Genomic DNA, 12,151 nt, shown 5'->3' on the forward strand with positions numbered 1-12,151 from the left:
CTGCGTCGTAACACCCGCCATCGCCTGCCGCTGCACATGGGCCTGCCCGTCGACAACGGAGATCTCCTGAACGATCGCACATCGGCGACGAGTACCAAGACCCACGGACGCGCCGATCCCCAGACACCTCTTCGCCCCAGCGATCGGGCGGCATTCATCGTCGACGACGACCTGCCGCAGAACACCGGCGCCGACGACGACCTACCGCAGGTGCTCGCCGATACCGTCACCGACTTCCTTGGCAGACCGAAGGCGCGCGGCTGGATCCACTTCTGCTCGGCGGTTGCGGCAATCGTGGCCGGGGTGGCACTCGTGTCCGCGGCGTGGATCTTTTCGTCGTCCGAGGCCGTATTGGCCGCCTCGATCTACACCGCCACCATCGTGGCGATGTTCAGCTTCAGCGCTCTCTACCACCGCGTGCATTGGCAGTCCCCGACCACGTTGAAGTGGATGAAGCGGATCGACCACTCGCTGATCTTCGTGTTCATCGCGGGCAGCTTCACTCCCTTTTGCATGCTGGCGATGCCGCCGCAGACCGGGGCCCAGGTTCTGGTGATGGTGTGGGGCGGAGCGGCCGCAGGCGTCGCACTCAAGATGTGGTGGCCGTCGGCGCCGCGATGGGTAGGCGTGCCCCTCTACCTGTTGCTCGGCTACACGGCGATCTGGTTCGCGGGCACACTGCTCGCCGGCGCGGGTATGGCCGCCGTGGTCCTGCTGGCCAGTGGAGGGGTGCTGTACAACATCGGCGCCGTTCTCTACGGCGTGCGCTGGCCCAACCCGTGGCCGCGAACGTTCGGCTATCACGAGTTCTTTCACGCGTTCACCGCTGCCGCAGCGATCTGCCACTACATCGCCATCTGGTTCGTCGTCGTTTGATCAGCGGTGTCTGATCAGCGGGGTTTGATAGGCGGGTCTAACTCCGCGGGACCGGCAGCAGCCACGTCGAGTCGCTATGCTGGCGAACTCCGATGATCGAGGAGCGACCATGTCCACCGATGCCGGTGCTGCCGTCCCCTCGCCTGCCACGGTCTCCAAGTCCGCCGCCGGCCACATCCGGCTGACGTCGCACAGCGGCGGCTCCGGCTCGCTGCCGATCCATTGGGACGCACCGACGGCCGCCGAACGTGGACCGGTGATCGGCACGACCATCAAACGCGCGCACCGGAACGTCATCGGCACGCACAGCGGCTCGTACAGCGTCTACCGCGCCCTGGCCGTCGCTGCGGGCGCGCTGTCCCGTGAACACCGGGCCGACCTCACCAATACCGCGCCGACCGACGTCATCGGCCCATACCCGCAGTGGAGCGAGCCAGGCAAGATCACCAGCCTCGACCCATGGGGTGCGATGGTGGCCGACGTCTTCAGCGCCCAACTGGCCGCCGGCTTCGACATCCGGCCCACCATCGCGGTGACCAAGGCCCACGTGATCCTGCCCGAGGTGATCGAGGCCGTGCAGAAGGGCCGGCTGCAACCCGACGGCCACGTGCTGCTGCCCAGCGGCGCCGCGTTGGTCACCAAGGCTGCGGTCGAGCCGGTCTGGTATCTGCCGGGTGTGGCGCAGCGATTCGGCTGCAGCGAGACGGATCTGCGGCGGGTCTTGTTCGAGGAGACCGGCGGCATGTACCCCGAGTTGGTGACGCGTGGAGATCTCGAGGTGTTCCTGCCCCCGATCGGCGGGCAGACCGTCTACATCTTCGGCGAGCCGGGTGATCTCGCCGACCCATCGGTGGAGCTGACGGCCCGCGTGCACGACGAGTGCAACGGCTCGGACGTCTTCGGCTCCGACATCTGCACCTGCCGTCCCTACCTGACGCATGCGATCGAGGAGTGCATCCAGGGCGTACAGCACGGCGGTGTCGGTTTGGTCTCGTACTCGCGCAAGGAAGGTCGCGCACTGGGCGAGGTGACCAAGTTCTTGGTCTACAACGCGCGCAAGCGGCAGGAGGGCGGCGACACCGCCGACCAGTACTTCGCCCGCACGGAATGCGTTGCCGGCGTGCAGGACATGCGCTTCCAGGAGCTCATGCCCGACGTGCTGCATTGGCTCGGCGTCCGCAAGATCCACCGGCTGGTCTCGATGAGCAACATGAAGTACGACGCCATCACCTCCTCGGGCATCGAGGTCGGCGAACGCGTCAACATCCCCGACGACCTCATCCCGCTCGACGCCAGAGTCGAGATCGACGCCAAGATGGCCGCCGGGTACTTCACTCCCGGCGTGGTCCCGGACGCCGACGAACTGAAGAAGGCCAAGGGCCGAGGGTTGGACGGATGAGTTCGGTGGGGTCTGCGCGCACCGAGTTCGAATTGCTCACCGACCGCGCCGACGGGGCCGCCGCGGCACTGCGCAGCACGACCGCCATTCGCGAGCGGGCCGGGCACCTGCTTGCGCGCGCACGACGCGGTGACTCGGCGTGGTTCTCCGTCGACGACGGTGCCCTCACCGTGGCCGCCGCCGAGGTCGCGGACGTCACGCGCACGCGATACCCCGACCTGAACGTGCCGTTCCACAGCCGCTGGCGCCATTTCGAGGCGGGCGGAATCGACCGCGTGGCCCAGTTGGGCGACGGACTGGATGCCCGTGCGATGGTCGACCTGGCCGTGGTGAGCGTGTTGCTCGACGCAGGGGCCGGTCCGGACTGGGGGTACGACGAGGCCGTCACGGGGCAGCGCTTCGCCCGCTCCGAGGGCCTTGGGGTAGCCAGCTGGCACGCCTTCACCAGCGGGCTATTCTCCAGTGACACAACCGATCCCCTGCGCGCCGACGCCGCTGCGCTATGCGGCCTCGACGCCGACCGGCTGGCCGAGGCGTTCCAAGTCCGCCCCTCGAATCCGTTGGTGGGCCTCGACGGTCGCGTCGCCGTGCTGCACCGTCTGGGTGCGACGCTGACCGCTGCGCCTGAGGCATTCGGGGCGCAAGGCCGACCAGGTGGATTGTTCGACGTGCTGACCGCAGGCGATCGGACATCGGTTGACGCGCACGACATCTTGTCGCTGCTGCTGATCTCGTTGTCGGGAATCTGGCCGGCGGACAACGCCATTGGCGATCAACCACTAGGTGACTGTTGGCGGCACTCCGCCGTGCCCGGTCCAGGCCTGACACGAGGATGGATGCCCTTCCACAAGCTCTCGCAGTGGCTGACCTACTCCCTACTCGAGCCGTTTCAGTGGGGCGGCGTCCGCGTCGACGACCTCGACGCGCTGACCGGCCTTCCTGAGTACCGCAACGGCGGTCTGCTGATCGACACCGGCGTACTGCGACTGCACGACCCGGCGTGGGCCGCCGGTGAATGGACGGCGGGCGACGAGATGGTGGTCGAATGGCGGGCCCTGACGGTGGCGTTGCTCGACGAACTCGCCCCGCTGGTGCGGTCCCAACTCGGGGTCGACGCGCAGCGGATGCCGTTGGCCTGTGTGTTGGAGGGCGGCACATGGGCGACGGGCAGGATGCTGGCACAGCGGCTGCGCGACGGTCTTCCTCCGTTGTCCATCGTCAGTGACGGCACGGTGTTCTGACGATGGACAACGTCTACGTGATCGACCATCCACTCGTGCAACACAAGCTCACGCTGATGCGCCGAAAGGACGCCTCCACCAACAGCTTCAGGCAGCTGTGCAACGAGATGGCGGCGCTGATGGCCTACGAGGTGCTTCGCGACATCCCCGTTCAAGAGATCGACGTCGAGACGCCTCTGGAACGGACCACCGGCATGGTGATCGACGGCAAGAAGCTGGTGTTCGCCTCCATCCTGCGCGCGGGCACGGGCATTCTCGACGGCCTGTTGACCGTGGTGCCTGCCGCGCGGGTCGGCCACATCGGCCTGTACCGCGATCCGAAGACGATGGTGGCCGTCGAGTACTACTTCAAGATGCCAGGCGATCTGCAGGAGCGCGACATCGTGGTGGTGGACCCGATGCTGGCCACCGGCAATTCGGCCGTCGCGGCGGTGGAGCGGCTCAAGGAGTTCGGCCCGAGGTCGATCAAGTTCGTCTGCCTGTTGGCCTGCCCCGAAGGCGTTGCGGCGCTTCACGAAGCGCACCCCGACGTCCCGATCTACACCGCGGCCGTCGACCGGGGGCTGGACGAGCACGGCTACATCGTGCCCGGCCTGGGTGATGCGGGCGACCGCATCTTCGGGACGAAGTAGCGCGTCGGCGGGCAGGAGCGCAGCGACTCGGGGATTGTTCCCGGCTACTTCAGGGGCAGCCCGGTGATGGCCCTGGCCATGACCAGGCGCTGAATCTCGCTGGTGCCCTCGAAGATCGTGAAGATCTTGGCGTCGCGGTGCATCCGCTCGACCGGGTAGTCGCGGGTGTAGCCGTTGCCACCGAGGATCTGGATGGCCTCGTCGGTGACATACACCGCGGTCTCGCTGGCCGCGAGTTTCGCCATCGAGCCCTCGGCGTTGATGAACGGCTTGTCGTTGCGGGCCATCCAGCCCGCTCGCCACACCAGCAGGCGCGCGGCGTCGATCCTGGTCTTCATGTCGACCAGCTTGAACGCGATCGCCTGGAAGTCGCCGATCTTGCGCCCGAACTGCTCGCGCTCCTGGGCATAGTCCAGCGCGTACTCGTAGGCGGCGCGCGCAACGCCGAGCGCCATCGCGCCGACGGAGGGGCGAGTCCGCTCGAAGGTCTTCATCGCCGCCTGCCCCGCAGAACTCTTGCCTTCACGGGTGCGGGCGAGGCGCTCGTCCAGCTTCTCCTTGCCGCCGATGACCAGCCGACCGGGGATCCGCACGTTGTCGAGCACCACTTCGGCGGTGTGCGACGCCCGGATGCCGTGCTTCTTGAACTTCTGCCCCTGGGTGAAACCCTTTGTGCCTGGCGGGATGATGAACGTGGCCTGACCGCGGGAACCTAGCTCGGCATCCACCGAGGCGACGACGATGTGCACGTTGGCGATGCCGCCGTTGGTGGCCCAGGTCTTGGTCCCGTTGATCACCCACTCGTCGGTCGCCTCGTCGTACCGGGCGCGGGTGATGATCGCCGACACGTCCGATCCGGCACCCGGTTCCGACGCACAGAACGAGGCGAGTTGCGGCTCGTCGATGGAGCCGAACATCTGCGGCAGCCACTCCCCCATTTGCTCGGGCGTTCCGGTGGCGGCCAGCGACGCGGCCGCCAGACCCGTGCCCATGATGGACAGGGCAATGCCGGCGTCGCCCCAGAACATCTCCTCGAAGACCGTCAGCATGCCCAGCCCGGTCGGCTCGGCGACCTGGGTGGCGAACAACTCCATGGAGTACAACCCGACCTTCGCCGCCTCCTGGATGATCGGCCACGGCGTCTCCTCGCGCTCGTCCCACTCCGCCGCCGCGGGCCGGACTACGTCCCTGGCGAACTCGTGTACCCAGTCCCGAACCTGGATGACGTCCTCGGACAACTCGAGCGAAAACGACATGGCGCTGGGTCCTTTCAGGGCGTTCGGGTCGATCGTGGCGTCGCGGAGGTGCGGCCGCGCGAGCCATCGACCCCCGACTTCAGTGAACGAATGTACGCTGCGGTGTCGGCGGCGGCCACTCCGACGTGCGGTCAGCCTAGTCCAGCAGGCCGGTTCCGTAGAGCGGGCGGTCGACGCTCGGTCAATCTGCCGCCGCGGGAATCACTTTCGGGCACCGGACAGTGGCGTGGCTGCCCGCGCAGTCGTCTTCTCGACTGGCGATCATTACGGCTGACCGTAATAATATGGACCATGTCGACGCCCGCCCTGATCCTGCTGAGCGCCGTCGTCCTGCTGGCCTGCGCATCTCTCGGGGGCGGCATCTACGAGAGCCTCGTCCTCGACCCGGTCTGGCCAGGACGTCCCGCGATCATTCAGGCCCAGCACGGCGGTGTTTCACGCCGGAGATTCTGGATTCCGGTGCACGGCGCGTTCGAGGTCGTACTCGTCGCGGCCGTGATCGTCACCTGGGGGCATCCGGACGTCAGGACGCCGATTTTGATCGCGTTGGCCAGTCACGCCGTGGTGCGGATCTGGTCGCTGATCGACCTCGTCCCCAAGGTGGTGGCATTCGAGAAGGCGGACCCGGCCGTGATCGAGCGTGCCGCCGCAGTCCGGTGGACCCGCCGCAGTCTGCAGCGTCTCCCCCTCGACGTCGTCACTTGCGTGGCGGTGCTCGTCGCTCTGGTGGTGGCGGCGTGAACGGAAACCGTTCGCGTACAGAGCTTCTCGCCCAATTGCGACGAGTTGGTCGCGAACACGGCGACGCGACGGTGCTCTTCCACTCCGCGTTGGCTGCCGAGGCGGGCCTGCATCCGACCGACTACAAGGCCCTCACCGTGCTGGACCGACTCGGCCCGATGAGCGCAGGCGAACTCGGCCGTCACACCGGGCTCGCGGCAGCATCCGTGACCAACCTGATCGAACGCCTCGTCGCCAAGGGCTTCCTGCGCCGCGAACCCGACCCGCTAGACCGGCGCCGGGCCCTGCTCCACGCCGACCTCGCCGAACTCATCGACCACGACGTGTTCGCATCATGGCAACGGACGGGCACCCAGTCGTGGGAGCGCTACTCCGATACCGAACTGGCCGTCATCCTGGACTTTCTGGCCGACACCGCCCAGCGGCTGCGCTCCCGCACCGAGGTGTTGGCCGCCGGCCGAGTGCGCGACTCGACAGGCGACAATGGCGACCATGACTGACGTCCATCCGTTCCGCATCGACGTTCCCGACGATGTTCTCGACGATCTGCGCCAGCGACTGGCCGCCACCCGCTGGCCCGAGGCCGAGACGGTGGCCGCGGACGCGGGGCGAGCGAAGCGACGGGAGATAGACAACGATGGGCTCGACTGGAGTCAGGGCATCCCGCTGGCGTATACCCGCGACCTCGCCGAGTATTGGGCGACCGACTACGACTGGCGCACACGCGAAACCGCGCTCAACCAGTTCGACCAGTTCACCACCGAGATCGACGGCCTTGACATCCACTTCATCCATCAGCGCTCCCCGCACCCCGACGCCTTCCCGCTCGTCATCACCCACGGCTGGCCGGGGTCGATCATCGAGTTCGGCAAGGTCATCGAGCCGCTGACCAATCCCACCGCCCACGGCGGACGCGCCGAGGACGCCTTTCACGTGGTGTGCCCGTCGCTGCCCGGCTACGGCTTCTCTGGCAAGCCCACCGAGTCGGGCTGGAGCACCGGCAGGATCGCCAGGGCGTGGGAGACGCTGATGGTCCGCCTCGGCTATGACCGCTACGGCGCCCAGGGCGGGGACTGGGGCTCCGCGGTGACCACCGAGATCGGTCGCAACATCGGCCACTGCGCAGGCATTCACCTCAACATGCCGATCGCCGGCCCGCCGGCAGGCGCCACGGAGAACCCCACGGACGAGGAGAAGGAGGCGCTGGCCGCGACGGACAATCACCAGCGCTGGGGCACCGGCTACTCCAAGCTGCAGTCCACCCGACCGCAGACCGTCGGTTACGGCCTTGTCGACTCCCCCGTCGCGCAGCTGGCGTGGATCGTCGAGAAGTTCTGGGCGTGGACCGACTGCGACGGCCATCCCGAGAACGCGCTCAGCCGCGACGAGATGCTCGACGACGTAACGATGTACTGGGTGACCGCGTCCGGCGCATCCTCGGCACGACTCTACTGGGAGAGCTTCGCAGCGTTCAGAACCATTGGCCGAGTAGAGCTTCCGACGGGGATCGCGTCCTTCCCCAAGGAGATCAGTCGGCCGCCGAGAGCGTGGTGCGAGGGAAACTACAACATCACGCACTGGACCAAGATGCCTCGCGGCGGGCACTTCGCCGCCTTCGAACAGCCGAAACTGTTCGTCGAGGACGTGCGGAAGTTCTTCGCGACGTTGCGGTGAACCCGCTAGGCCTCGGCACCGCCGAGGCGCGCTCGTAACACGAACGCCGCCAACGCAAGAACGAGCACCACGGCACCGAGCACACCGATCTCGACCACCGCGCGCGAGAACTCGGGCCCCTTCTCCAGAAGGGTCGCGGCCTCCACCGAGAGCACCACGATCTCCTTGATGGCGGCCAGGATGCCGACGATCAGGAACGGTTCGGCGACGATCTCGTGCGACCGCAGACAGGCGCGCACCGCATACTGCAACTCCACGAAGATGAAGATCAGCAGCAGGCCGTCGAGGATCTCCAACATGACGGTCGACGCAGACGCGCTGTCGGTCTTCCTCGTTCTCGGTCCCTTCCGATGTCTTGGCCACCGGTCACCTCAGTGATCCGACCGGTTCAGCCACCAGATCCGGCTGGACAACAGCGTGGCGAACGCGCACCACAGCGGATACAAGCCGAGCACCCCGGCACCGGCGCCACGCGTCCGAACCGCACGCCGAGTGAGATCGGCACTGCTGACGGTCAACGCGGCGGCAGCGACGGCCGAGGCGCCGAGCTTGCGCCTGTTGAAGAACAGCCACGTCCAGCCGCCGTTGAGGACCAGATTCAGCGCCAGCAGGATCGAGTACGCCCTGGCCTGGCTCGGCTCGCCCCGATCGTTGAGTTGGTCGACCGTGCCTGCCGAGACGACGGCGACGTCGGCGGAGAGCAGTGGCCACACGATCGGAAACGCCTGCCGGGGCGGCTGAAAGCCGGGCTTGCGCAGTTTCTCGTACCAGTCCGACTGAGCGGGGCGACTCGCCAGACCTCCCAGCGCGGCGGCAAGCAGGACCGCGCCCGTCGTCTTGCCGAGCGTGGTCGAAACCATACGGCGCTCCTTTGCGTGGCCAACTTCTTGGTGGCCAGTCGGCAGTACCCGTCGCACAGGTGGACCAAACGACCGCGCGTTACCGTCGGATGATGACCGCCGCCCCCGAAGTCCGCGTGGCCACCGCAGCCGATCTCCATCTCGTCGAGCCGTTGTGGGTCGCCGTGCACCACTGGCACGCCGAGACCATGCCGGAGTTGGCGCCGTTCGTCGGCGACGACGAGAGCTGGGCGGTCCGAAAGGTGTTGTACGAGGAGCTGCTCGTGAAGCCGGACACCTTGCTGCTGCTGGCGTTCGACGGATCTGCGCCAATCGGTTACGGTCTGGCCCACGTCATGGCGGTCGAGGACAGCTGGATCCCCGACACCTGGCAGACGGGCCGGCGGATCGGCGAGATCGAGTCGCTCAGCGTGCTTCCGGAGTATCGCGGCAGTGGGCTGGGCTCGGTGCTGCTCGACCGGCTCGAGGCACATCTTCGTGCCCGTGGTGCGCGGGACCTGATCCTCGGCGTGCTACCCGGCAACGACGACGCGATCCGCCTGTACCAACGGCGCGGGTACCGGCCGACCTGGACTTACTTGTCGCGGTTCGAGGGCAGGGACTGACCGCTCACCGCCGCAGCCGAACGAACCGGTAGCCACCGTAGATCACCAGTGCGACAAGGAAGTTCACGAAGTACGCGATGTCGGCACCGTGCCACGCGACGGCGATCGGCCCCTGATAGATCGAGGTGTCCATGAACGGGATGGCCGCGGCGTAGGCGACTACGAACGCCACCAGCGCCGCCACGGCGTCGGGCCTGGCGGTCTGTTCGACGTCGGGATCGATGGTGGCCCGTCCGCGGCTGCGGATCCGCCAGTCCACGGCGACCACCGCGACGAACGCGGGAATCCAGTAGCTGACCACCAGCAGCACGTTCTGGAACCTGGCCGCGGTGTCGGCACCGTGCAGCCAGAGGATCAGGCCGAACGCCAGCACGGTCACCACCACCGACGACAGCGGTCTGCGCACCCGCACGCCGAGCGTCTGCAGTGCGAGCGACCCGCTGTAGTCGTTCATCACGCCCGAGCCGACCGATGCGAGAGCGATGACGAGCAGGGCCAGCCCGCCGAGGACGCCGCCACCCATCACCGACCGCACGCCCTCCGCGGTCTGCTCGGACACCAGCTCTCCTGCCGCGATGCCGATCGCCTGAACGAAGACGTACGCCAGCACGATCCCGGCGAACGTGTAGCCGAACACCCGCGCGCGCGATGAACTGGCCGGGAGGTAGCGGCTGAAGTCCGACGCGTAGCTGGCCCACGACACCGACAGGCTGAGCGCGATCGTCACCTCGAGTACGAAGGCACCGGCCAGGTCGGCGCCGTGCACCGTCGGCGGCGTCACCACGTCGTGTCCACCGACCAGCTTGACCGCGAAGACCACGAACGTCAGGAAGAGGACGACGGTCAGCACGGCCTCCATCCGGTGGATGACCTCGTAGCCGAAGAAGCCGACCACGCCCTGCACCCCGAGCACGATCAGCACGGCTGCCCAGAACGGGATGCCGAGCAGCACGGCCAGGGCCTCGCCGCCGAACAATCCGACCAGCGCGTCCCACGCGATCGACGACAGCCACTGCAGCGCGGCGGGCAGCTTCACTGCCCCACCGAACGCCATTCGTGAGGCGGGCAGCTGCGCGGTTCCGGTGCGGGGGCCCCAGGTGGACAGGTAACCGACGAGGAGGGAACCGAGCACGGTGCCGATCACCATCGCGAGCATTCCCAGCCAGAAGCCCAGGCCCAACGTGATCGCGAGCGCGCCGGTGAAGACACCGGTCATGTTGACCTGAGGGGCGAACCAGACGCTGAACAACCGTCGCGGCGAGCCGTAGCGCTGGCTCTCGCGGACGGGCGCGATGCCATGCGTCTCGACCGAGAAGTCGCCTGCCCCGCTCGGGGTGCGGCCACTGAACGGTGGCGCGTTCAGTGCACTTGGCGGAGGGGGCGATGCAACGGCCTTGTTCATGTGATCATTCGATCACGACGGCCGACACCGGTGTCGTCCACCACTCCGACGTGCTACGCGCGGACGGCGCCTCGGCGCGGAATCTGCGCATTCGCGAGGCACCGAGCGAGGAATTCCACCGTTGGAATGTAAATTCGTTGCGGATTCGCTTGCGAAGGTGCGGCTGATCGGCGATGGTTTACCCACAGCCGCACCGCTGCACGGCCGACTGTTCAGCTCGAACTGCAGCATTTCTCGTCCCGGGGGGACGAAGGAGGTTTCGCCCTGACCGGCACACACACCACCGCCACCGACCACACGACCGAGGACGGGGCCACCCGCGATACGGGTCGCCCGGTCGTCGAGATCGATCACGTCACGAAACGGTTCGAGGACTACGTCGCCGTCGCCGACGCAGACTTCTCGATCGCGTCGGGCGAGTTCTTCTCGATGCTCGGACCGTCGGGCTGCGGCAAGACCACCACCCTGAGAATGATCGCCGGCTTCGAGACGCCGACCGAGGGTGCCATCCGCCTGGAAGGGGTCGACGTGTCGCGGGTCGCGCCGCACAAGCGCAACGTCAACACGGTGTTCCAGCACTACGCGCTGTTCCCGCACATGTCGGTGTGGGACAACGTCGCGTACGGCCCACGCAGCATGAAGAAGGACAAGGCGGAGGTTCGTCGTCGCGTCGACGAGATCCTCGACATCGTCCGTCTCACCGACTTCGCCAAGCGCAAGCCGTCCCAGTTGTCCGGCGGCCAGCAGCAGCGCGTCGCGCTGGCCCGAGCGCTGGTCAACTACCCAAGCGCCTTGCTGCTCGACGAGCCGCTCGGCGCACTCGATCTCAAGCTGCGCCACGCCATGCAGTTCGAGCTCAAGCGGATCCAGCGCGAGGTCGGCATCACGTTCGTCTACGTGACGCACGACCAGGAGGAAGCGCTGACCATGAGCGACCGCATCGCGGTCATGAACGCGGGCAACGTCGAGCAGATCGGCACCCCGACCGACATCTACGACGCACCGTCAACGGTGTTCGTCGCCAACTTCATCGGCCAGGCCAACCTCTGGGCGGGCACGCAGAACCGGCTCGACGGCGACATCGCCGAGGTCTCGGTCCTCGGCACGATGCTACGGGCACGCCCGGGTACCACCCGGATCGAGCCGGGCGGCCAGGCCACCTTGATGGTGCGGCCCGAACGCGTGCGGGTCTCGATCGACGCCCCCACCGGGGACATCGTGTCGGTGAGGGCCACCGTGACCGATCTGACGTTCCAGGGCCCGGTCGTTCGTCTCTCGCTGGCCGCGCCCGACGGCTCACCGGTGGTCGCACACGTGGGCCCCGAGCAGCAGCTGCCACTTCTGCGACCCGGCGACGAGGTGTACGTGTGCTGGGCGACGGAGGCGTCACTGGTCCTGCCCGCCGCCGACATCCCCACCACCGAGGATCTCGAGGAAATGCTGGACGCACTCGACGCGCCATAAC

General features: G+C 67.3%; 13 protein-coding genes. 9 read left to right on the forward strand and 4 right to left on the reverse strand.

The genetic code is table 11. The annotated features are described in order from the left end of the window. Positions 1-36 precede the first annotated feature (36 nt). From HNP02_RS06220 to upp, 4 genes are all read left to right on the forward strand, one after another. Positions 37-876 carry a hemolysin III family protein gene (locus tag HNP02_RS06220; protein ID WP_184436166.1) on the forward strand — a complete coding sequence of 280 codons (840 nt, stop codon included), beginning with the start codon at positions 37-39 and terminating at the stop codon, positions 874-876. A 109-nt stretch (positions 877-985) separates the two neighbouring features. Beyond that, positions 986-2,275 (forward strand): GTP cyclohydrolase II, encoded by a 1,290-nt coding sequence (locus HNP02_RS06225; RefSeq protein WP_184436169.1) that lies wholly within the window; start codon positions 986-988, stop codon positions 2,273-2,275. Then, entirely contained in the window at positions 2,272-3,516 is a 1,245-nt protein-coding gene (locus HNP02_RS06230) for a URC4/urg3 family protein (RefSeq protein WP_184436170.1), read from the forward strand. Before HNP02_RS06225 ends, HNP02_RS06230 begins: the two co-directional genes overlap by 4 nt. Positions 3,517-3,518: 2 nt before the next feature. Continuing rightward, positions 3,519-4,148: a uracil phosphoribosyltransferase gene (upp, locus tag HNP02_RS06235; protein ID WP_184436172.1), complete on the forward strand. Its 630-nt coding sequence runs from the start codon at positions 3,519-3,521 to the stop codon at positions 4,146-4,148. A gap of 44 nt (positions 4,149-4,192) precedes the next feature. On the opposite strand, the gene HNP02_RS06240 is transcribed toward upp, so the two are convergent. Then, entirely contained in the window at positions 4,193-5,404 is a 1,212-nt protein-coding gene (locus tag HNP02_RS06240; protein ID WP_184436174.1) for an acyl-CoA dehydrogenase family protein, read from the reverse strand. Between the two features lie 291 nt (positions 5,405-5,695). On the opposite strand from HNP02_RS06240, the gene HNP02_RS06245 reads away from it, so the two are divergent. Genes HNP02_RS06245 through HNP02_RS06255 form a run of 3 tightly spaced genes read left to right on the forward strand, consistent with a single transcriptional unit; the run spans position 5,696 to position 7,819 of the window. Further along, positions 5,696-6,145: a hypothetical protein gene (locus HNP02_RS06245; RefSeq protein WP_184436176.1), complete on the forward strand. Its 450-nt coding sequence runs from the start codon at positions 5,696-5,698 to the stop codon at positions 6,143-6,145. Next, positions 6,142-6,645, forward strand: a complete 504-nt coding sequence (locus HNP02_RS06250; RefSeq protein WP_184436178.1) for a MarR family transcriptional regulator — start codon at positions 6,142-6,144, stop codon at positions 6,643-6,645. The genes HNP02_RS06245 and HNP02_RS06250 overlap by 4 nt, the downstream gene beginning before the upstream one ends. Beyond that, positions 6,638-7,819 (forward strand): epoxide hydrolase family protein, encoded by a 1,182-nt coding sequence (locus tag HNP02_RS06255; protein WP_184436180.1) that lies wholly within the window; start codon positions 6,638-6,640, stop codon positions 7,817-7,819. Before HNP02_RS06250 ends, HNP02_RS06255 begins: the two co-directional genes overlap by 8 nt. Positions 7,820-7,824: 5 nt before the next feature. Here HNP02_RS06255 and HNP02_RS06260 read toward each other — a convergent pair whose 3' ends face one another. Both HNP02_RS06260 and HNP02_RS06265 read right to left on the reverse strand, forming a co-directional pair. Next, complete coding sequence (locus tag HNP02_RS06260; RefSeq protein ID WP_255506231.1) at positions 7,825-8,118, reverse strand: phosphate-starvation-inducible PsiE family protein; 294 nt, start codon at positions 8,116-8,118, stop codon at positions 7,825-7,827. A 72-nt stretch (positions 8,119-8,190) separates the two neighbouring features. Continuing rightward, positions 8,191-8,679, reverse strand: coding sequence for a TspO/MBR family protein (locus HNP02_RS06265; RefSeq protein WP_184436181.1), 489 nt, complete (start codon positions 8,677-8,679; stop codon positions 8,191-8,193). Positions 8,680-8,771: 92 nt separating this feature from the next. Here HNP02_RS06265 and HNP02_RS06270 point away from each other — a divergent pair, with 92 nt between their 5' ends. Further along, entirely contained in the window at positions 8,772-9,284 is a 513-nt protein-coding gene (locus tag HNP02_RS06270) for a GNAT family N-acetyltransferase (protein WP_184436182.1), read from the forward strand. Between the two features lie 4 nt (positions 9,285-9,288). Here HNP02_RS06270 and HNP02_RS06275 read toward each other — a convergent pair whose 3' ends face one another. Continuing rightward, complete coding sequence (locus HNP02_RS06275) at positions 9,289-10,686, reverse strand: cytosine permease (RefSeq protein ID WP_184436183.1); 1,398 nt, start codon at positions 10,684-10,686, stop codon at positions 9,289-9,291. A 345-nt stretch (positions 10,687-11,031) separates the two neighbouring features. Between HNP02_RS06275 and HNP02_RS06280 the strand changes: the two genes are divergently transcribed. Next, positions 11,032-12,150, forward strand: a complete 1,119-nt coding sequence (locus tag HNP02_RS06280; RefSeq protein WP_309241449.1) for an ABC transporter ATP-binding protein — start codon at positions 11,032-11,034, stop codon at positions 12,148-12,150. The last annotated feature ends 1 nt before the right edge of the window (position 12,151 follow it).

The sequence above is a fragment of the Mycobacterium sp. AZCC_0083 genome, from assembly GCF_014202335.1.
Lineage (GTDB): Bacteria > Actinomycetota > Actinomycetes > Mycobacteriales > Mycobacteriaceae > Mycobacterium.